This window comes from Geodermatophilus sp. SYSU D01119 (genome assembly GCF_054049975.1).
The window spans coordinates 165,807-186,836 of the sequence record NZ_JBJGYL010000006.1; the positions used below are offsets into that span (position 1 = coordinate 165,807).

14 protein-coding genes are annotated in these 21,030 nt (G+C 75.6%); 7 read left to right on the plus strand and 7 right to left on the minus strand.

Going from position 1 to position 21,030, the window contains the following annotated elements:
- Positions 1–131: 131 nt before the first annotated feature.
- On the plus strand, positions 132–2,957 hold the full coding sequence (locus ACI79X_RS06735; protein ID WP_457024645.1) for a hypothetical protein: 2,826 nt from the start codon (positions 132–134) through the stop codon (positions 2,955–2,957).
- A 113-nt stretch (positions 2,958–3,070) separates the two neighbouring features.
- Complete coding sequence (locus ACI79X_RS06740) at positions 3,071–3,730, plus strand: DUF4333 domain-containing protein (RefSeq protein WP_457024646.1); 660 nt, start codon at positions 3,071–3,073, stop codon at positions 3,728–3,730.
- A gap of 108 nt (positions 3,731–3,838) precedes the next feature.
- Here the strand turns inward: ACI79X_RS06740 and ACI79X_RS06745 are convergent, their stop codons facing one another.
- Positions 3,839–4,867: an LLM class flavin-dependent oxidoreductase gene (locus tag ACI79X_RS06745; RefSeq protein WP_457024647.1), complete on the minus strand. Its 1,029-nt coding sequence runs from the start codon at positions 4,865–4,867 to the stop codon at positions 3,839–3,841.
- Between the two features lie 133 nt (positions 4,868–5,000).
- On the opposite strand from ACI79X_RS06745, the gene ACI79X_RS06750 reads away from it, so the two are divergent.
- Positions 5,001–6,977 carry a putative bifunctional diguanylate cyclase/phosphodiesterase gene (locus tag ACI79X_RS06750; protein ID WP_457024648.1) on the plus strand — a complete coding sequence of 659 codons (1,977 nt, stop codon included), beginning with the start codon at positions 5,001–5,003 and terminating at the stop codon, positions 6,975–6,977.
- Positions 6,978–6,980: 3 nt separating this feature from the next.
- Here ACI79X_RS06750 and ACI79X_RS06755 read toward each other — a convergent pair whose 3' ends face one another.
- Both ACI79X_RS06755 and ACI79X_RS06760 read right to left on the minus strand, forming a co-directional pair.
- The gene (locus ACI79X_RS06755) at positions 6,981–7,778 is read right to left on the minus strand and encodes an SGNH/GDSL hydrolase family protein (RefSeq protein WP_457024649.1); all 798 of its coding nucleotides are present in this window, start codon (positions 7,776–7,778) and stop codon (positions 6,981–6,983) included.
- Between the two features lie 28 nt (positions 7,779–7,806).
- Entirely contained in the window at positions 7,807–9,231 is a 1,425-nt protein-coding gene (locus tag ACI79X_RS06760; protein WP_457024650.1) for a dihydrolipoyl dehydrogenase family protein, read from the minus strand.
- A 34-nt stretch (positions 9,232–9,265) separates the two neighbouring features.
- Between ACI79X_RS06760 and ACI79X_RS06765 the strand changes: the two genes are divergently transcribed.
- The 3 genes from ACI79X_RS06765 (at position 9,266) to ACI79X_RS06775 (ending at position 13,462) form a co-directional block, all read left to right on the plus strand.
- Entirely contained in the window at positions 9,266–9,766 is a 501-nt protein-coding gene (locus ACI79X_RS06765) for a flavin reductase family protein (RefSeq protein WP_457024651.1), read from the plus strand.
- Positions 9,767–9,844: 78 nt separating this feature from the next.
- Positions 9,845–12,460, plus strand: a complete 2,616-nt coding sequence (locus ACI79X_RS06770) for a bifunctional FO biosynthesis protein CofGH (protein ID WP_457024652.1) — start codon at positions 9,845–9,847, stop codon at positions 12,458–12,460.
- Positions 12,461–12,523: 63 nt separating this feature from the next.
- On the plus strand, positions 12,524–13,462 hold the full coding sequence (locus ACI79X_RS06775; RefSeq protein ID WP_457024653.1) for an alpha/beta hydrolase: 939 nt from the start codon (positions 12,524–12,526) through the stop codon (positions 13,460–13,462).
- 46 nt (positions 13,463–13,508) lie between these two features.
- On the opposite strand, the gene ACI79X_RS06780 is transcribed toward ACI79X_RS06775, so the two are convergent.
- Both ACI79X_RS06780 and ACI79X_RS06785 read right to left on the minus strand, forming a co-directional pair.
- A complete protein-coding gene (locus ACI79X_RS06780; RefSeq protein WP_457024654.1) occupies positions 13,509–15,401 on the minus strand; it encodes a glycosyl hydrolase family 28-related protein in 1,893 nt (630 codons plus the stop codon).
- Between the two features lie 100 nt (positions 15,402–15,501).
- A complete protein-coding gene (locus tag ACI79X_RS06785; RefSeq protein WP_457024655.1) occupies positions 15,502–17,361 on the minus strand; it encodes a putative bifunctional diguanylate cyclase/phosphodiesterase in 1,860 nt (619 codons plus the stop codon).
- Between the two features lie 124 nt (positions 17,362–17,485).
- Between ACI79X_RS06785 and ACI79X_RS06790 the strand changes: the two genes are divergently transcribed.
- A complete protein-coding gene (locus tag ACI79X_RS06790) occupies positions 17,486–18,499 on the plus strand; it encodes an NADPH:quinone reductase (protein WP_457024656.1) in 1,014 nt (337 codons plus the stop codon).
- A gap of 10 nt (positions 18,500–18,509) precedes the next feature.
- Here ACI79X_RS06790 and ACI79X_RS06795 read toward each other — a convergent pair whose 3' ends face one another.
- Positions 18,510–19,139: a GNAT family N-acetyltransferase gene (locus ACI79X_RS06795; protein ID WP_457024657.1), complete on the minus strand. Its 630-nt coding sequence runs from the start codon at positions 19,137–19,139 to the stop codon at positions 18,510–18,512.
- Positions 19,132–20,997, minus strand: coding sequence for a hypothetical protein (locus ACI79X_RS06800; RefSeq protein ID WP_457024658.1), 1,866 nt, complete (start codon positions 20,995–20,997; stop codon positions 19,132–19,134). The genes ACI79X_RS06795 and ACI79X_RS06800 overlap by 8 nt, the downstream gene beginning before the upstream one ends.
- Positions 20,998–21,030: the final 33 nt, after the last annotated feature.

Sequence of the window (21,030 nt, forward strand, 5' to 3'; positions counted from 1 at the left end):
AGGACCCTGCGTGGCGAGAGCCCGGGCCGACCACCGCCGTCCACGCGGCGGTACGTCGTGGCTCTGCCCGAGGGGTGGTGTACGACCGCGGTGTCCCTGCGGCATCCGCAGCGGACGCTGCCCTGGAGCTCGTGCAACTCCTCATGGCGCTCGCACCCAAACACGAGACGGTCCAGCGCCTGCTCGGTGCTCTGCTCGACGGGATGCACCTGTCGGGGAGTTCGACGGCCACGGGCCAGGTGGCACCGCGCCTCTGGGAGCGGTCGGCGGCGCTCTGCGAGCCGGACGACTGGTTCGCCCTCCACCGGACGGCCGACGGCGAGACCGTCCTGCTCCCCGGCGCCGCCATCCCCGCCCGACGCGACGACAAGATCCCCACGGCGGGAGCGCTGGCGGCGTTGCTGGAGGCCAGCCGGGACGACGCGCCCGACGAGGACGGCGTCTGGGCCCGTACGTCTGACGGCGCCTGGTCCAGGGTCCAGGACGCCACGGCCCGGATCGCGCGCAATAGCAAGGGCTGGGAGGTCACCGGACCCGATCGGCGCGAACCGGTGGACGGCCTGGTCCTCGTCGACGGCGACCGCCGGCTGCGTTTCCCCGCCCACACCGATCTCGGCGACCTGTTCGGTGAGCTCAACCGGCGTACGACCGGGATGCCCGAGCCGATGCGGGTCCGCACCGTACGACTCGGTCCGGTCGACGCGACCAACTGGGTCGGCATCCGCGGTGCGGAGGCGCGGACCCGGGACCGCGCCGTCGCACTCGTCGGCGAGCGGGCCGGGACCCCGGACGAGTCAGCCGCCCGCACCGTGGTCGGCGAGATCACGCGGCCCGGCAGCTGGGCCTTGCGCCGCGACACCCTCCGCCGGCTGGCAGGTCGCGTGGGCGTGGCCGACCTCGAGCGCGTCCGGCACGGCCGGCAGGCCGTGGCCCTCCTGCTCGTCGAGAACGAGATCGAGCGGCGGGTCGCCGGCGAGCCCGGCGACACGGTCTGCTTCGCCGACGCCCTCACCGCCTTCGCTGCCGACCGTGCGCGGGCCACGCGAGAGACGAACGCCATCGCCGTCAACCGGATCCGGAACCTCGTCGAGAGCTGGCTGACCGGTCAGCCGCGCGGGGTGAACGACACCGGCCTGCGCCTGCGGGAGTCGGCCGTCGCGGCGGACGCGGACGCCTGGGAGCAGTTGTGCACCGCCGCGCCCTGGGTGGCCTGGCTGGCGCCCGAGGACGACGGGCTGGCGGTCGCCCTCACGGCCGCTGGGATGGTCGACGTCCTCACGGTGCTGCGTCCCCGCCAGGTGCTGGAGCGCATCCAGACCGCGGGGACCGTGGGGTGGCGGCTCGTGGTGGCGCCACTCCCCGCGCGCTGGTCGGCGGTGTACCGGATCACGGACGCAGCCCCGTCCCTCGCCGAGCTCGACGGCCTCGCCGCGAGCGTCGAGACGCTGCTCGGCGACCCCGCAGAGACCGCTCGGCGCGCGCAGGAACACCGGCTGAGCCCTCCTCTCCAACACGTCCTCGACGAGCGAATGGGTCAGGAGAGCGCCGACCAGGCCGGCCTCGACGACCTGCTGGTCGTCCACGACCAGGGCGGCACTGCACGGGTCGTGCTGGTCAACCGGTCCCCCCGCGGACGGCTGCCCCTCGTGGTCGACGGGGAAGCGGTGACGCTCGGGCCGTTCGCCGCGGGCCACGCGCGAGCCACCGGCTACGTGTCCCTGCCGTTGGCGACGGCCGCGACGCTCGAGGTCTCGGTCGGGGCTGACACCCGCACCCTGGTGCTGCCCGACACGCGTCTGGACCCGCCGGTCAGCGTGACGGCGAGCGACATCCCGACCGAGCTGTTCCGGGGCAGGGCCGAGGAGCTGGCGGTGCTGAGCTCGACGCTGGAGGGACCGGGACCGCGGGTCGGCAGCCTCGTGCACGGCACGCGCCGGGCCGGGAAGTCGACGCTGGCGAACGAGTTCAGCAGGCGCGGGGAGCGCGGCGCCGTCTGGCTCGACCTCGGGGACACACCGACCACGGTCGCCGACTTCGGCGGCTGGCAGGCATCGGTCACGCGGCAGCTGCGCCGCAGCGTCCGGCGCCACCTGGGACTCACCCTCCCCGCGGAGACGACCGACCTGGTCGAGCTCCTGCAGGACCTCGACGACGCGCTCGACGGCGGTCCGCCGGTCCCCGTCGTCCTCGACGAGCTCGATGTGCTGCTGCTGCCCGAGCAGGGCAGTGACGGCCGCCGGACGGCCGGCCGGCTCGGGGCACAGACCTTCACCAACCTGGCGCTGGTGGGCACGGTGCAGCGGTTCCACCGCAGCGTCCACGAGTTCAAGATCTGGCAGTCGGTGCACTGCCCGGCCGACCTCACGTGGTCCGACGGCGTCAGCTACTTCCTCGGCCCACTCGCCGACGACGGCGAGGGGCTGACCGTCCGGGGACTGTCGCGCGCCGCCGTCTCGCCGCGCGACTTCGCCGAGCAGGTGCACCCCGTCACCGGTCTGCGGCCCTACTTCTGGGCCCAGCTCCGCTACCGGCTCGAGGGCGAGGTCCGCGCGGACCCCGGGGCGCCCCGCCTGTGCGGAACCGGGTCGATCCGGCGGCACCTGGAGACCCTGGCCACCGCGGACCCGCACCTGTCGCTGGTCCTCGACACCGACACGGAGCTGACGGCGGAGGAGCGCCGACGTCAGGACCGCTTCAGCGAGGGCGAACGACGCATCCTGTGCCTGTTCGCGCAGACCACCGGCGCCCGGCTGGACATCGGCCTGGAGTCCGCGCTGGAGGCCGGCGGCCAGGCAGCGGTGGACGAGCTGCTGGACCGGGACTACCTGACCTGGGGGCGGCCGGGCCACGAGCTGCGGACCGCGGTCCCGGTGTACCTGCAGTACCTGCGGGCCCACGTGACCGACCTGCTCGCCGTGACGCCGGACGCCCCGAGGCTGGTGCCGGTGGAGGCCTGAGCCGGGCCACTTGTCGTCGCGTGCAAGTGACGCCGAAGGTCGCCGCAAGTGGCGCGCGGCACCGTGCTCCCGAGCACCCGGGAACGGTCCCGGGCCCGATCGAGGAGCCGGACATGACCCAGGTCCACGACCCCCGCTACAGCGCCCAGCCGTACGCCGCCCAGGCCCCGCAGGGACACGGTCCCTACGCCCCGCCGCCGTTCCCGGCGCCCGGCTTCGGCGCCCCGGCCCAGCAGCCGAGGAAGAAGCGCACCGGCGCGATCGTCGGCAGCGTCGTCGCCGTCCTCGTGCTCGCCGGCCTCGGCATCGGCGCCTTCCTGCTCTTCGCCCCGCGGGTCCTCGACACCGCCGAGGCCGAGCGCGAGATCGCCTCGCTGGCACAGGAGCAGGTGGGCGTCACGCTGACCGACGTCAGCTGCCCCGACGACGTCGACCTCGCCGCCGGCACCGTCACCACCTGCACCGGCTCGCTCGAGGGCCAGGACGTCACCTTCACCGTCGAGCAGACCGACGACGAGGGCAACGTGACCATCGAGAGCGACCAGGTCTACGTGCCGGTGGCCGACGTCGAGGCGCTGCTGACCGACCAGTTCGCCACCGAGGCCGGCCTGACCGTGACCTCCACCTGCGACGCCGGCGAGCGCACCGTCCTGGTCGCCGCCGACGGCCTCCAGCTGACCTGCACCGTCGCCCTCACCGACGACCCGGCCGACACCGGCGAGGTCCTCGCCAACGTCGACGCCGCGGGCAACGTCACCTTCGACGCCTCCTGACCGGCCGCCCACCCCGGCGCCCCCTGACCCCGGGCACCGCGACACCTCCTCCCACACACGAGTGGCCCGGGACCGCACAGGTCCCGGGCCACTCGTCCGTGCGCAGGCTCAGCGGGAGGGCGTCCAGCCGATCGCCGGGGCGACGTGCCGGGCGATGTTCTCCAGCAGCGCGGCGTTGTACTCGACGCCGAGCATGTTCGGCACGGTGATGAGCAGGGTGTCGGCCTCGCGGACGGCGGCGTCCTTGGCCAGCTCCTCGGCGACCTGGTCGGGCTCGCCGGCGTAGCTGCGACCGAAGCGGGCGCGCACCCCCTCCAGCAGGCCGACCTGGTCGGAGGAGCGGCGCTCGTCGCCGAAGTAGACGCGGTCGAGGTCGGACACGATCGGGACGACGCTGCGGCTCACCGAGACCCGCGGCTCGTGCTCCCAGCCGGCCTCGGCCCAGGCGGCGCGGTAGCGGGCGATCTGCTCGGCCTGCAGCTCGTCGAAGGGCACGCCGGTGTCCTCCGACAGCAGCGTCGAGCTCATCAGGTTCAGGCCCTGGCGGGCCGCCCACTCCCCCGTGGCGCGGGTGCCGGCGCCCCACCAGATGCGCTCGGCCAGACCGGGCGACTGCGGCTGCACGGCCAGCCGGCCGCGGGCGCCGCCGGTCATGCCGGGGTCGGCGTCGACGACGGTCGCGCCGCGCACCGCGGCGAGGAACAGCGCCGTCTTCTCCCGCGCCAGGTCGGCGTCGGTGGCGCCGTCGGGCGGGACGTAGCCGAACGCCTCCGAGCCGCGCAGCGCCGTCTCCGGTGACCCCCGGCTCACGCCGAGCTGCAGGCGACCGTCGGCGAGCAGGTCGGTGGCCGCGGCCTCCTCGGCCATGTACAGCGGGTTCTCGTAGCGCATGTCGATGACGCCGGTGCCCAGCTCGATGCGCGAGGTCCGCGCCGCCATCGCCGACAGCAGCGGGAACGGCGAGGCCAGCTGCCGGGCGAAGTGGTGCACCCGGACGAAGGCGCCGTCGAGGCCGAGCTCCTCGGCGGCGACGGCGAGCTCGACGGTCTGCACCAGCGCGTCGCGCGCGGTGCGCACCCGCGAGCCGGCGATCGGCTGCCAGTGACCGAAGCTCAGGAACCCGATCCTCTTGTCCACGCCCCGCACCAGCGCGAGAGGCGGGGCGGATGTTCCCGATGGGACGGCGTCGTCACCCGATGTGACCAGGCGACCACGACATTCCGAGGGCGGGTTCCGTCACTCCGGCGGCGACGTCGGAGAGGCTGTCCGGGTGACTCTCAGCGCCCCCCACGTGCCGCGGCCCCGGGCCGACCAGCCCGGCGAGCGCGGCAGTGCACCGGCGGGGACGAGGCTGCGGGCCATCGACACGCTGCTGGCCGACCGCGGCCAGATGTTCCGGGCCCTGTTCCTCTCCTCCCCCGTGCCCAAGGCCCTCGTCGACCTCGACGGGCACCTCCTGGTCGTCAACGACGCGCTGTGCGCGCTGGCCGGCCGCGGGATGGACGACATGGTCGGCCGGCACGTCGACCTGCTGGCCCACCCCGACGACGCCCCCCTGCCCGACGCCCCGGCCGCCGGCGAGGACGGCGCCCTCGACCCGTGGCTGCGCCAGGACGGCGAGCGCCGCCTGCGCCGCGCCGACGGCACCGAGCTGTGGGTCCAGCAGAGCCACGACGTCGTCCACCGCAGCTCCGGCGAGCCGCAGTTCGCCGTCCTGTCGCTGGTCGACGTCACCGACCGCCGCCGGGCCGAGGAGGACCTGGTCCGGCGGGCGTTCACCGACCCGCTGACCGGCCTGCCCAACCGGCGCGCCCTCACCGACCGGCTCGCCCACGCCCTCGCCCTGTCCCGCCGCCGCGGGCTGCAGGTGGGCCTGGTGCACCTCGACCTCGACCGGTTCCAGGCGGTCAACGACACCCTCGGCACCGAGGCCGGCGACCAGCTGCTCAGCCAGGTCGCCGACCGGCTGCGCTGGAGCACCCGCGTCGAGGACACCGCCGTGCGCCTCGGCGCCGACGAGTTCCTCATCCTCGCCGAGGACGTCGAGGACCTCGACGGGCTGCGCGCGCTCGCCGACCGGCTGCTCGCCGTCCTCGACGACCCGTTCCAGCTCGGCGGCCGGGAGATCGTGCTGTCGGCCAGCGTCGGCCTGACGCTGGGCTCCGACGTCGCCCCCGACGACCTGCTGAAGCAGGCGCACAGCGCGATGACCCGCGCCAAGCGCGACGGCAGCCAGGGCCGCATCGAGGTGCACGACGGCGGCCTCACCGAGGACGAGGTCGACCTGCTGCAGCTGGAGACCGACCTGCGCCGCGCGCTGGAGGAGGACGAGCTCCGGCTCTTCTACCAGCCGATCGTCTCCCTCGCCGACGAGACGCTGCTCGGCTACGAGGCCCTCATCCGCTGGCAGCACCCCACCCGCGGGCTGCTCCCGCCGGGCGCCTTCCTCGACGCCGCGGAGAACAACCGGCTGACGTCGAAGCTGGGCGCCTGGGTGCTCCGCCGGGCCTGCACCGACGCCGCCGGCTGGCCGGCCGGGCTGCGGGTGCACGTCAACGTGTCCGCCCGGCACCTGGCCGAGGAGGGCTTCAGCGCGCTGGTGGCCGACGCCCTCGACGAGTCGGGCCTGCCGCCGGAGCGGCTGGAGCTGGAGATCACCGAGTCGACGGCGCTGTTCGCGGCCGAGGCCACCCTGCAGGCCGTGCAGGAGGTGACCGAGCGGGGCGTCACGCTGGCGCTCGACGACTTCGGCACCGGCTACTCGGCGATCACCGCGCTGCACCGGCTGCCCATCCATACGGTGAAGATCGACCGGTCGTTCGTCGCCGGGGTGGTCCGCGAGCCGTCGTCGGCGGCGCTGGTGCAGGGCCTGCTGCAGCTGGGCCAGGGCATGGGCCTGCAGGTCATCGCCGAGGGCATCGAGGACCTCGACCAGGCCGAGTGGCTGCGCCGGCACGGCTGCGCCATGGCCCAGGGCTACGCCTTCGGCCGGCCCGCGCCGCTGCCCAGCCGCGCCGACACCACGTCCGCCGAGGTCATCGTGGGCAAGGCCGCCGAGGAGGCCGCCGCGGTGCTCGAGGCGGTCACCGGTGAGCTGGAGGCCGTCGTCGCCGAGGACCTGCCGGTGGCCGGGAGCGACGGCATCGACCTCATCGCGCTCGAGGACGACGACCTGCCGTTCCCGCCGCGCCCGTTCCTCAAGGTCGTCGACGACACCGACGAGCCCGAGGACGAGCCCCGCGCCTGAGGCTCAGGCGCGGGGCAGCGCCAGCGGCACCGGCCGCTTGGGCGCACGCCCGTCCCCGGAGGACCGCCCGCGCACCCGGCGGGCGATCCACGGGGCGACGAACCCGCGCACCCACGCCGCCTCCTCGGCCAGCGCGGCCCGCAGCGCGCGCGGCGGGGCCGGGGGCAGCGGGGTGCGCCAGTCGTCGTCGCCGGTCACCGGCACGCCGAGGGCGGCGGCCGCGGCCCGGGCGATCCGGCGGTGCCCCTCGGCGGTGAGGTGGATGCGGTCGCTGTCCCAGAGGCGCCAGTCGAGCAGCCAGCCCGCGCCCCACTGGTCGAGCACGACGGCGCCGTGCCGCGCCGCGATCGACCACAGCGAGGCGTTGAACACCGCGACCCGGCCGCGGGTGCGCCGGATGATCGGCGTGAGCCGCGGGTCGACGCCGGTGGCCAGCAGCACGTCGGCGCCGTCGGCGCGGAAGCCGGCCACGGCCTCCTCCAGCGCGGCGGCCAGCCGGTCGGGGTCGGCGCCCGGGCGGAGCAGGTCATTGCCGCCGGCGACCAGGCTGACCAGGTCGGGCCGGGCGGCGCGGGCCACCGGGACCTGCTCGGCGAGCACCTGGGGCAGCAGCCGGCCGCGGATGGCGAGGTTGGCGTACTCGACGTCGTGCGGCGCCGCCGCGGCCAGGTGCCCGGCCAGCCGGTCGGCCCAGCCGCGGTACTCGCCGGGGCGGTCGGGGTCGGGGTCGCTCAGCCCCTCGGTGAAGGAGTCGCCGAGGGCGACGTAGCGGCGCCAGGAGGTGCGGGACGGTGCGGGCACGCCCCCACCTCAGCACGCGCCCCCGGCCTCACCCGCGCCAGGTCTCGAGCAGCCGCAGCCAGATCTCGCTGACCGTCGGGTAGGCCGGCACCGCGTGCCACAGCCGGGCGATCGGCACCTCCCCGACGACGGCGATGGTGGCCGCCTGCAGCAGCTCGGCGACCGCCGGGCCGACGAAGGTGACGCCGAGCAGCACCTCGCGCTCGGTGTCGACGACGGCGATCGCGGTGCCCTCGTAGCCGTCGGCGAACAGCGAGGCGCCGGCGACCGAGCCGATCGGGTACTCGACGACCCGGTGCGGCAGGCCGGCCTCGCGCGCCTGCGCGCTCGTCAGCCCGACGCTGGCCACCTGCGGGTCGGTGAAGACGACGGCGGGGGTGGCGGCCCGGTCGGCGGTCGCGGTGTACGGCGACCAGTCCTCGACGGCCACCTGCTCGCCGCGGGCGCGGGCGACGATGGCCGCCGCGGCCTGGCGGGCCTGGTACTTGCCCATGTGGGTGAGCTGGCGGCGGCCGTTGACGTCGCCGACGCCGTAGAGCCAGGGCAGCCCGCGCACCTGCAGCGTGTCGTCGACGTCGAGGTACTCCCCCGGCTCCAGGCCGACGGTGTCCACGCCGATCGCCGTGGTGCGCGCCTGCCGGCCGGTGGCGACCAGCACCTCCTCGCCGCGCAGCTCCTCGCCGCCGACGGTGAGCACGACCTCGTCGCCGTCGCGGCGGGCGGCGGTGACGTCGGCGTCGAGGCGGACGTCGACGCCGCGGTCGCGCAGCGAGGCGAGCACCGCGTCGCCGGCCTGCGGCTCGGCGCCGGGCAGCAGCCGGTCGCCGCGCTGCAGCAGGGTCACGGTGGACCCGAGCGCGTTCCAGGCGAAGGACATCTCGCAGCCCACGTAGCCGCCGCCGATCACGAGCAGCCGGCGCGGGGCCTCCTTGGCGCTGGTGGCCTCGCGCGGGGTCCACGGCTGCACGTCGGGCAGGCCCTCGACCGGCGGGACCGCGGCCTCCGAGCCGGTGCACACGGCGACCGCGTGCCGGGCGGTCAGCCGGGTCTCGGTGCCGTCGTGGCCGGTGACGACGACGGTGCGCTCGCCGTCGAGCCGGGCGGTGCCGCGCAGCAGGTCGATGCCGGCGCCCTCGACCCACCGGACCTGGCCGGCGTCGTCCCAGTTGCTCGTGAAGGAGTCGCGGCGCTCGAGGGTGGCGGCGACGTCCTGCTCGCCGGTGACCGCGGCGGCCGCGCCCTTGACCGCGCGCGCCTCCTCGATCGCCTCCGTGCCGCGCAGCAGCGCCTTGCTGGGCATGCACGCGTAGTAGGAGCACTCACCGCCGACGAGGTGCTCCTCCACCAGCACCGCGCGGAGCCCCCCGCGGACGACGACGTCGGCCACGTTCTCGCCGGTGGACCCGGCACCCAGCACGACGACGTCGTAGGTCTTCTCATCTGCGCTGCTCACGGGCCCATCCTGGCCGGTGTGGTCGACTGGCCGCATGCCCGTGTCGCCCTCCGAGTTCAGCGCCGCCCTGCGCCAGTACGCGGCGGGGGTGGGGCTGCTGACCGTCCGCGACGACATCGACGACGTCGGCACGACCGTCACGTCGGTGACGAGCGTGTCCGCCGAGCCGCCGCTGGTAGCCGTCGGGCTCACCGCGGACGGGTACCCGGCGGAGGTGCTCGAGGCGGTCGGCACGTGCGCGCTCACCGTGCTCGCGGCCGGGCAGGCGATCCTCGCCAGCCGGTTCTCCTCGGCCGGCCGGCCCTCGGCGCGCCACCTGCTGGAGGGCGTGCCGTGGTCGCGGGCGCCGCACAGCGGGGCGGTGGTGCTCGACGGCGGCGTCGTCGGCCTGGACTGCCGGCTCGACCGGCTGGTGGAGGCCGGGGACCACGTGCTCGCGCTGCTCGCCGTCGAGGGCGTGCCCGTGCTGCGGGAGGACGCCGCTCCCCTGCTGCGGCTGCGCGGCCGGTACGTCGACGCCCCTCCGGGCCACTAGCGCTACAAGGGCCCTGACGAGTCGCGTGACCTGGGACACAGGCGCTCTCCGGCGCGGGCAGGTCTAGCGTCGGGGGCGATGAGCGAGCCGCAGACCACCGTGCCGTCCGCGCTCCGGCGCGCCCTCGCGCGCGCCGAGCGGGGGGTGACCCTCGACGCCGGCGAGGCGGAGACGCTGCTGTCGGCGAGAGGCCTGGGGGACGGCGAGCCGCTCGACCGGCTGCTCGCCGCCGCCTCCCGGGTGCGCGACGCCGGCCTGGCCTCGGCCGGCCGCCCCGGCGTCGTCACCTACAGCCGCAAGGTGTTCATCCCGCTCACCCACCTGTGCCGCGACCGCTGCCACTACTGCACGTTCGTGACCACGCCGGGGCAGCTGCGCCGGGAGGGGAAGGCGCCGTTCCTCTCCCCCGACGAGGTGCTCGACATCGCCCGGCAGGGCGCGGCGCTGGGCTGCAAGGAGGCGCTGTTCACCCTCGGCGACCGCCCCGAGGACCGCTGGCCGGTCGCCGCGGAGTGGCTGGAGGCGCACGGCTTCGACTCCACGCTCGGTTACCTGCGGGCCATGGCGATCCGGGTGCTCGAGGAGACCGGGCTGCTGCCGCACCTCAACCCCGGCGTCATGACCTGGGAGGAGATCCAGCGGCTCAAGCCGGTGTCCGCGTCGATGGGGATGATGCTCGAGACGACGGCGACCCGGCTGTGGTCCGAACGCGGCGGCCCCCACTTCGGCTCCCCCGACAAGGAGCCGGCGGTGCGGCTGCGGGTCCTGGAGGACGCCGGCCGCTCCGCCGTCCCGTTCACCACCGGCGTGCTGCTCGGCATCGGCGAGGACGCCGCCGAGCGCGTCGACGCCGTCCTGGCGATCCGCGCCGCCCACCAGCGGCACGGGCACGTGCAGGAGGTCATCGTCCAGAACTTCCGCGCCAAGCCGCGCACCGCGATGGCCGCGCACGACGACCTCGCGCTGCAGGAGTACGTGGCCGCCGTCGCCGTCACCCGGCTGCTGCTCGGCCCGCGGGCGCGGGTGCAGGCCCCGCCGAACCTCTCCGACTCCACCGAGCTCGGGCTGCTGCTGCGCGCCGGCGTCGACGACTGGGGCGGGGTCAGCCCGCTCACGCCCGACCACGTCAACCCCGAGCGGCCCTGGCCGAACATCGACAAGCTGGCCGCGCTCACCGCCGAGGGCGGGTTCACGCTGCGCGAGCGGCTGGCCGCCCAGCCGCGCTACGTGCTGGAGCCCGAGCCGTGGCTCGACCCGCGGGTGCGCCCGCACGTGGCCGCGCTCGCCGGGCCCGACGGCCTCGCCGTCGAGGGCCGGGTGCCGGCCGGGCTGCCGTGGCAGGAGCCCGACGAGGCGTGGGTGGCCACGGGTCCGGGAACCGGTCGCACCGATCTGCACGTCGAGGTGGACACCGTCGGGCGCACGTCCGACCGGCGCGGCGACTTCGACGCCGTCTACGGCGACTGGGCCGACCTGCGGGACCGGACGACGGCCGCCCGCGACGGCTCCTCCACCGCGCTGGCCGTCGGCGACCCCGAGGTGCACGCCGCGCTGCGCGCCGCCGAGCGCGACCCCGCCGGCCTTCGCGACGCCCAGTACCTGGCGCTGCTCGGTGCTGACGGCGCCGACCTGGAGGCGCTCACCGCGCTGGCCGACGGCGTGCGGCGCGACGTCACCGGCGACGACGTCACCTACGTCGTGAACCGCAACGTCAACTTCACCAACGTCTGCTACACCGGCTGCCGGTTCTGCGCGTTCGCGCAGCGGCGCACCGACGCCGACGCCTACACGCTCTCGCTGTCCGAGGTGGGCGACCGGGTGGACCGCGCGTGGGCGGCCGGCGCCACCGAGATCTGCATGCAGGGCGGCATCCACCCCGACCTGCCGGGCTCGGCCTACCTCGACCTGATCGGCGAGGTGAAGCGCCGGCAGCCCGGCATCCACCTGCACGCCTTCTCCCCCATGGAGATCGTCAACGCCTCGGCGCGGACCGGGCTGTCGTTCGAGGACTTCCTGCGTGCGGCGAAGGAGGCCGGGCTCGACAGCGTCCCCGGCACCGCGGCGGAGATCCTCGACGACGACGTCCGCTGGGTGCTCACCAAGGGCAAGCTGCCCGCGGCGACCTGGCTGGAGATCGTCGGGACCGCGCACCGCGTGGGCATCCCGACGACGTCGACGATGATGTACGGCCACGTGGACACCCCGGCGCACTGGGTGGCGCACCTGCGCACGATCGCCCGCCAGCAGGACGAGACCGGCGGGTTCACCGAGTTCGTCTTGCTGCCGTTCGTGCACCACAACGCGCCGATCTACCTGGCCGGCGTCGCCCGTCCCGGGCCGACGGTGCGCGAGAACCGGGCGGTGCACGCCGTCGCGCGGCTGCTGCTGCACGGGCGGATCGGCAACATCCAGACGTCGTGGGTCAAACTCGGCGACGTCGGCACGCAGGCGGTGCTGCAGGGCGGGGCCAACGACCTCGGCGGCACGCTGATGGAGGAGACGATCAGCCGGATGGCCGGCAGCGAGAACGGCTCGCTCAAGACCATCGCGGAGCTCGAGGCGATGGCCGCGGCGATCGGCCGGCCCGCCCGGCAGCGCACCACCGAGTACGGCACCCCGTCCGAGGAGCGGCTCGCCACCGCCCGCTCGGAGGAGGGCCGCCGGGCGCTGACCCTCTCGATCACCCCGGCCTGAGGCGGACGGGCACCCCCGGGCGGGGGTGCCCGCGCGCTCCGCGGCCGCCCTACGGTCCGCGCCATGCCGGTACACCCCCAGGCGCAGGCCTTCCTGGACATGGTGGCGGACGCGCCACCGCTCGACACGTGCACGGTGGAGGAGAACCGGGCGCAGCTCGCCGCGGTGGTCCCGCTCACCGGCGAGCCCGCGCCGCTGGCCGAGGTCCGCGACGCGACGGTGCCGGGGCCCGCCGGCGCGGTCCCGGTGCGCGTCTACCGGCCCAGCGACGAGGACGGGCTACCCGTGGTGGCCTACTTCCACGGCGGCGGGTGGGTCCTCTGCGACCTGGACACCCACGACACGACCTGCCGGGACATCGCCCGGTACGCAGGCGCGGTCGTCGTCGCGGTGGACTACCGGCGAGCACCGGAGGCGCCGTTCCCGGCCGCCTACGAGGACTGCCTCGCCGTCACCCGCGCCCTCCTCGACGGCTCCGCCGGCTTCGGGACGGACCAGGCGCGGGTCGCCGTGGCCGGGGACAGCGCCGGCGGGAACCTCGCCGCCGGGATGGCCCAGGCGCTGCGCGGCAGCGAGCCACCCCTGGTCCACCAGGTGCTGGTCTACCCGCTCGTCGACGCCCGGCCCGCGCCGACCGAGAGCTACCGCACCTACGGCGAGGGGCATTTCCTCACCGCCCGCGACATCGACTACTTCCTGGCCGCCTACGGCGGTGACGCCGATCGGACCGACCCCCGACTGTCGCCGGGCCTCGCGCAGGACCTCATCGGGCTGGCGCCGAGCACGGTGATCACGGCGGAGTGCGATCCGCTCGTCGACGAGGGCGCCGCCTACGCCGCGGCGCTCTCGGACGCCGGCGTCCCGACGGAGTACGTGCGCTTCGCCGGCATGGTGCATCCCTTCGTGCTCCTCGGGAGCCTCGTCGACGACGCGCACGAGGCCCGCAGGCTCATCGGCGCGCGCCTGGCCGCGGCCTTCGGCACGCGTCCCACCGGCACCTGACGGAGGAGGACCGGGGTGGGCCGCAGGCGCGACCCACCCCGGGACCTCAGGGGTACTCGACCACGTAGGACGGGGTGCCCGCCGGGTCGTTGTCGACCGGTGCCCCGACGTCGTTGACCACGTGCTCGATCACGCCGGCCGTGGACGCGTCGAGGTGGACGGTCAGCACGTGGTACAGCCGCACCCCGGGCGTCTCGGGCACCTCGAAGCCGCTCTCGGTCACGATCGGCCCCGCGTTGCGCAGGTAGTCGTAGACCCCGCCGCCGTACAGCTCGTGCCGCTGCACGTCGTCGGCGACCTTGTAGCCCGGGTAGCCGAGCGTGCCGTCGGGCTGGGTCCAGTCCGCCTGCGACGGCGGGTCGTAGGGCAGCTCGTTCTGGTACAGCACCGTGGTGCCGTCCTCGCCGTTCCAGATCGTGTTGTACGTCTGGAAGTGCTCCACGAACAGCCCGGTCGCGGTCACCCGGTCGCCGTTGATCTCCGCGCCCACCCGGCCGGTGTTGGTGCGCCACCGGTCGGTGTCCCCGAGGTAGCCGGCGGTGAAGGGCTCGAGGCCGTGGTCGGCGCGCCAGACCCAGGTGTGGTCGATGAGGACGTCGTCGCTGTTGACCTCGAGCGCGGTGTCCACCTTGCCGACGTGCGGGCCGCCGACGCGGAAGTAGACGTCGGACAGCGTCGTCGGGTCGGCCGCGTCGGACCGCCCGCCGTCGCCGTTGGGCTTGCCGACCTGCAGCAGTGCCGGCGACTCGACGGTGCCGGCGTCGATGGTCACGCCGGCCACGACGACGCCGGGGACGTCGGCGATCGTCATGGGCACCGCGCCCCGGGCGGCGGTCAGGGTGGCGTGCCCGATGCCGAGCACCACGGTGCCGGCGCGCTTGACGTCGATGCTGCGCGCGACGTCGTGGACGCCGGGCGTCAGCAGCAGGTGCCCGCCGCGGGCCAGGTGGTTGTCGATCTGCTGCACCGGGGTCGACGGCGTGGCCACGAGGAACTCGGTGAGCGGGATGGTCCGCCCGGCCGTCGCCCCCTCGTCCCAGCTCACCCCGCGGGTGTCCTGCCGCGCGGCGGGCACGCGGACGTTCCACCGGCCGTCGTCGCCGACGAACAGGTACGGCTTCTCCCGGCTGACCGGGGTGGTGTCCAGCGTCGTGTACGGCGGGGTCGGGAAGGTCGCGTCGTCGGGCGCACCCTCGACGCCGGAGAACACCTGGTTCCACACGCCGTTGGACCAGGAGCCGACCGAGCTGTTGCGGGTCAGCCACTGCTGCTGCGAGCCGTTGACGACGTCACCGAACGCCGAGTCGGCGATGAACCCGCCGCTGGCGTACTGCGGGCCGGCGGTGCAGTAGTCCATCAGCGACGTCGTGCCGCCGGTGACCTGCACCCGGCGCAGCGAGACCGCCTGGGAGACCGCCCAGAAGTTCGCGGTGGACCGGCAGCCGTCCTGGCCCCTGGCGTTGACGTCGATCGTCAGGTTGGACACGGTGCGCCAGAAGTTGTTCAGCGCGATGCAGTTGCTGGTGCCGCCGTCGCCGAGGCAGCGGTTGTAGCTCTCGACCTTGCCGTTGATGACCACGTCGGAGGGCTGGTCGCCCAGGCCGGCGATCTCGGTGTAGTAGCCGACCTTGATCTGCAGCGGCTGCTCGTCGGTGCCGTAGGTGCCGGGGCGGAAGAGGTAGGCGTAGCGCTCGGTGCCCATCTCGTTGTCGCGCTGGCGCTCCCAGGTGGCGTCGAGCGTCGCCTGGATCTGGCCGACGGGCATGGACGGGTCGAAGACGGTGACGTTCGGCCCGAGGGCCGGCGCGGTCGGGCTGGTGGAGGGCGGCGGGGCGGCGGTGGCCACGCCCGCGGCGAGCGGGGACACGGACAGGGCCGTCGCGACCGCGAGAGCGGCGCCGAGGCGGCGCCGGGCGGGTGAGTGGGATGCTGGCTGCACGGACGTCCTCATCGTCGAGGGTGTACGCACGGTGTGACTGGTGTCACGGTGCGGTCACAACGTAGACGATCCCGTCTCGCCTGCCACAGCCGTCCCCGGGTCAGGTGGCGGGCAGCAGCCGCCGGCCCGAGGGGGACGCAGCGGGCAGCGGCCCGTGGTCGTGCGCCGGGGCCGGCTGCGGGCGGCCGAAGAGGTAGCCCTGCGCGTGCGAGCAGGCCAGGTCGCCCAGCAGCGCGTGCTGTTCGCGGGTCTCGACGCCCTCCGCGACCACCTCCAGGCCGAGGCTGCGGGCCAGCTCGATCATCGAGGCCACGAGCGTGGTGGACCGGCCGTCGCTGCCCAGCTCGGCGACGAAGCTGCGGTCGATCTTCAGCACGTCGGCGGGCAGCCGCCGCAGGTAGGCCATGCTCGAGTAGCCGGTGCCGAAGTCGTCGATCGCGATCCGCACGCCGAGCTCCCGCAGCGCCGCGAGCCTGCCGACGACGCGGTCGACGTCGCGCAGCAGGACCCCCTCGGTCACCTCGAGGGTCAGCTGGCCCGCGGGCAGGCCGGCGTCGGCCAGGGTCGCGGCGACCAGGGCGACGACGCCGTCGTCGTCGAGCTGGCGCGGCGAGAGGTTGACCGCCATGCCGACCGGCCGCCCGGCCTCCGCCGACCAGGCCGCCGCCTGGCGCACCGCGCGGTCGAGCACCCAGGCGCCGATCTCGACCACCTGCCCGCCGGCCTCGGCCTGCGGGATGAACTCCGCCGGCGGCACCAGCCCGCGGGCGGGGTGCTGCCAGCGCACCAGCGCCTCGTAGCCGGTGGTGCGCCCGTCGGCGAGGTCGACCGTCGGCTGGTAGTGCACCTCCAGCTGCCCGGCCGACGCCGCCAGGGACAGGTCGGCCAGCAGCTCCACCTCGTCCTGGGCCGCCTCGGCCATGCCCGGCACGTAGCGGACCAGCCGGTTCTTGCCGAGCGCCTTGGCCCGGTACATCGCGAGGTCGGCGTTGCGCAGCAGCGTGCCGGGGCGGCGGTCGCCCGCGGTGCGGGTGTCGGCGACGCCGATGCTGACGTGCACGGCCAGGGGCCGGCTCCCGACGTCGATCGGCTCGGCCAGCGCCGCGAGCACCCGTTCGCCGATCCCGGCCGCCTCGTCGGCGTCCCCGTCGACCACCACGGCGAACTCGTCGCCGCCCAGGCGGCCCACCTCGTCGTCCTCGCGGGTGCACGCCCGCAGCCGCTCGGCGATGGCCACGAGCAGCTCGTCGCCGGCGGCGTGACCGCGGGTGTCGTTGACGTCCTTGAAGTCGTCGAGGTCGAGGAACAACACGCTGACCTGGCCGCCGCGCCGGGCCAGCCGCGCGACGATGCCCTGCACCAGGCGGGTGCGGTTGGCCAGGCCGGTCAGCGGGTCGTGCAGGCCCTGCCGCTCGTTGAGCCGCCAGGAGGCGAGGTTGGCGAGACTCGCGGCCAGCACGAAGCCGCCGTGCACGCACGCCCACAGCCACGGGTCGCGGAAGGCCGCGTCGTGGTCGAACACCGCGTGCGGGAAGAGCGTGCCGACGGCGCCGTGGTGCAGCACGACGACCGCCAGCGCGAGGCCGAACGGGAGCCGGTCCTGGTACAGCGACACCAGGCCGACCACGACGAAGAAGTGGAAGTGCGCCTCGGTCAGCCCGTCCGAGACGTGCACCAGCAGCACCGACGTGGCCAGCAGGCTCGCCGTCGTCCCGGCGGCGCGCAGCGTGCGGGACGCCCCGGGGAGCAGGCAGAACGCCAGCGGGTAGGCGGCCGCCACCGACGCCGCCAGCGCCGCCCCCGGCGACCGGTCCCGGACCAGCGCGAGGACGCCGATCGCCACCGCCTGTACCGCGGCCAGCCGCAGCAGCACCGCGTGCCGCCGCTGCCAGACCTCGTCCGGCAGCGGCCGCCCCTCGGGGAGCCAGCGGCGGAGGCGGCCGAGCACGGGTACGTCCATGCCGCGGGTATCGGCCACACATCCGTACCGGATCAGTTCCGCTCGGCCGTGCTCACCCCGCGGGGTGAGCGGAGCGGAACGAGGCCGTGCGCAACGGCGGGCCGGCAGCGGGTAGGACGGCGCCGTGCGTGCCATCACCTACACCCGGCCCGGCGGTCCCGAGGTCCTCGAGCTCACCGACCGCCCCACCCCGCAGCCAGGCCCCGGCGAGGTGCTCGTGCGCCTCGCGCGGGCCGGGGTGAACCCCACCGACTGGAAGTCCCGCACGAACACCCAGCCCGGCCCCGAGGGGCAGGTCCCGGGCCAGGACGGCGCCGGCACCGTGGAGGCGGTCGGCCAGGGCGTCGACCCCGCCGTCACCGGACAGGCCGTGTGGGTGTGGGAGGCCGCCTGGCAGCGCCCGTGGGGCACGGCCGCGGAGTACACGGTCGTGCCGCTGCGCCAGGCGGTGCTGCTCGGCGCCGACCCCTCCTTCGAGCTCGGCGCCGCACTCGGCATCCCGTTCCTCACCGCGCACCGCTGCCTGACCCTCGGCGAGTCCGTGCCCGACCGGATCGGCCCCGGCTCGCTCACCGGACGCACCGTGCTGGTGCAGGGCGGCGCCGGCGCGGTGGGCAACGCCGCCATCCAGCTCGCCCGCTGGGCCGACGCCACGGTGATCGCCACGGTGAGCAGCCCGCGCAAGGCCCAGCTCGCCGCGGCGGCCGGCGCCTCGCACGTCGTCGACTACCGGCAGCAGGACGTCGTCGCCGAGGTGCGCAAGGTGGCACCCGGGGGCGTCGACGTCGTCGTCGAGGTGTCGGCGGCCCGCAACGCCGCCGTGGACGCGCAGGTCGTCGGGATGCACGCCGCGGTGGCCATGTACGCCGACGACGGCGGCGCCGAGGTGACGATCCCGGTGCGCGCGCAGATGGGCCCCAACGCCCGGTGGAACTTCGTGCTCGTCTACACCGAGCCCGAGCGGGCCAAGGTCATCGGCGTCGAGGACGTCAACGCCGCGGTGCTCGACGGCGCGGTGCGGGTGGGCGAGGACGCCGGCCTGCCGCTGCACGTGTTCCCGCTGGCCGAGACCGCGCAGGCGCACCAGGCGGTGCAGGACGGCGCCGTCGGGAAGGTGCTGGTCGACGTGACCGCCTGACCGGGCGGGGTCAGGCGGGGGTCATGGAGGGCAGGTGCTCGGTCCGCTCGGCCACCCGCCAGGCGGCGTGGGCGGGCAGGCCACGACTCCACGCCTCGCCGTCGTCGGTGCGCCGCCCGTCGCCGTGCAGCGGGGTGCCGCCACGGGCGTGCTGCACCCCGTAGCCGACCTGGACGAGCTTGGTGCCCACGCCCCGCCGGCGGTGGGCGGGGCCGACGTAGACCTGGTGCACCAGGCCCGTCCCGGTCCACCAGCGCAGCGCGGCCACCTGCTCCTCGCCGCGCACGCCGGCGCGGTGGGCCTCCGCGGCGGTGAGCACGGTGCCGTCGGGGAAGCGGGCGTCGGAGAAGGCGACGAGCGTGGTGGCCGGCGGGGCGGCCGTGGGCTCGGGGAGCTCGACGTACCAGAGCAGCGGCGCGGTGGGCATCGCCACCTGCACCGACCGCACCCGGTCCCCCGCCGCGTCGGCGCGCACCAGGAGCTGCCAGTCCCCGGGCAACCGACCGTCGGGCAGGTCGACGACGCTGCCGGCCGGGAAGGCGTCGCCGAGGACGGCGGCCAGCACCCGCTGCGCGGGCGAGCCCGGCTCCCCGTCGACGGGGAGCCGGGCCCACCAGCCGGTGCGCGGACCGTCAGGCACGGCGGGCGCGGCGCCGCAGCGCCCCGACGAGCACCACGACGACTGCCACGAACAGGAGGGCGGAGCCCCAGAGGGTCAGCTCCGACCCACCGCCGGTGGTCACGAGCGCGGGCTCGTCGACGGCGTCGGCGACCGGCGCGGGCGAGGTGCCGCTGCCCGTGCTCGTGCCGGCCGCGGGTGTCCGCCCGGCCGTGGTCACCGCGCCGGGGGCGTCCTCCGCCGCGTCGCCGCCCGCGCCCGCGGTGCCGCCGGTGGTGCCGCCGGTCGCCGCCCGGCCGGTCCCCGCCGGCGCGGCGGCCGTGCCGGTGCCCGTCGTGTCGGTGCCCGTCGTGTCGGTGGGGCCGGTGGACGTGCCCGTGGTCGGCACCGACCCGGTGGTGGTCCCGGTGCCGCCCGTCGTCGGGGTGCCGCCGGTGCCGGTCCCGCCCGGGGAGCCGGTGCCGCCGGTGGAGCCGGGGTCGTCGCCGGTCGAGCCCGTGCCGCCGGTGTCCCCGCCCGTGGTGCCGGTGCCGCCGGTGTCGCCACCCGCCGGGCCGCTGCCCCCACCGCCCGGCACGGAGACCGCGCCGCCGTCGCCACCGGTCTCCCCGCCGGAGGACCCCTCCTCCGCGACCCGCGACAGCGACCGCGTCACCTCGACCGCGACGTCGCCTGTCACGGCGCCGCCGGCGACGGGCACCGTGTACTCGACGTCGGGCTCGAAGCCCTCGGGCGTGACCTCGGGCGTCAGCGTCCAGGTCGCCCCGGGGAGGAACCAGCCGTGGTGGACGAGCGCGCCGTCCTCGTCGCTGACGGCCCGCCCCAGGTCGACCTGCCCGGCCACGGGTGCCTGCGGGGACCCGTCGGTGTCGACGGGCGTCTCCTCGACCGTGAGCGCGACCGGCCCGACGCCTCCCGTGAGGTCGACGACCGGGTACGCGTCGCCGGTCAGCCGGTAGCCGGCACCCGCGACGGGGACCTCCCCGTCGTCGACGGGAGTCGTGACGGTGGTCTGCACCGAGGTGCGGAAGAGGGACCCCACGGAGACGCTGGCCAGCGTCGAGAACTCCTCGTCACCGGGGATGTGGACGTACGACCCGGCGAGGCCGACCGTCCCGAGGACCGTGACGTCCGGTGCCGCGAACCCGGTGGTCGTCCCGGTGCGGACGATCTCGTAGACACCGGCGGGGAGGTACGCGACGTCGTCGCTGCCGTCCTCGTCGGCGGTGGTCGAGGGCAGCAGCCGGCAGGAACCCCAGCCGTCGGTGGCGCAGGTGCCCGTCACGGTCGGGTCGAGGACGTCGGTGAACCGGAAGGTCACGCCCGACCGGTCCAGGTCCGGAGGCGTCGGGCCGCTCGCGTCCAGGTCGAGGTCGGCGAAGAACTTGCCCGTGCCGAACGACGGCGTGATCGCGTACTCGCGGACCGCGGGCTCCGCCGCGGGACCGGGCTCGGGCTCGGGGGCCGGCTCCGGCGAGGGCACCGGGGCGGGCACCGGGATGGGCGCCGGCTCCGGGGCGGGCTGGGTGGCGTTGCCGTTCCCGTTCGCCGCGCCGTTGCCGCCCGGGACCGAGCCGCCGACGCCCTGGCCGTTCTGCGCACCCTGACCCGAGCCCCCGGCCCCGCCGGTCCCCTGACCGTTCCCGTTGGCGTTGCCGCCCCCGTTGCCAGGCGTCGGGTTGAGCGGCGGCGCAGTCCCGGTCGGCTCGTCCTGCCCCGGTGCGTTCCCGTTGTTGGCATTGCCGTTACCGGCGCCCCTCTCCGGGCCCGCCAGGGCGGGGCCGGCGGTCGCGCCGGCCACCACCACCAGCCCCAGGCCGAGGGCGGCACCGCGGGCGGCGCCGCGGCGGAACGGGGAGCGAGGGAGCAGGGCGGGCACGGGGTCTCCTGACACGGTCTCCTGCGACCGTCG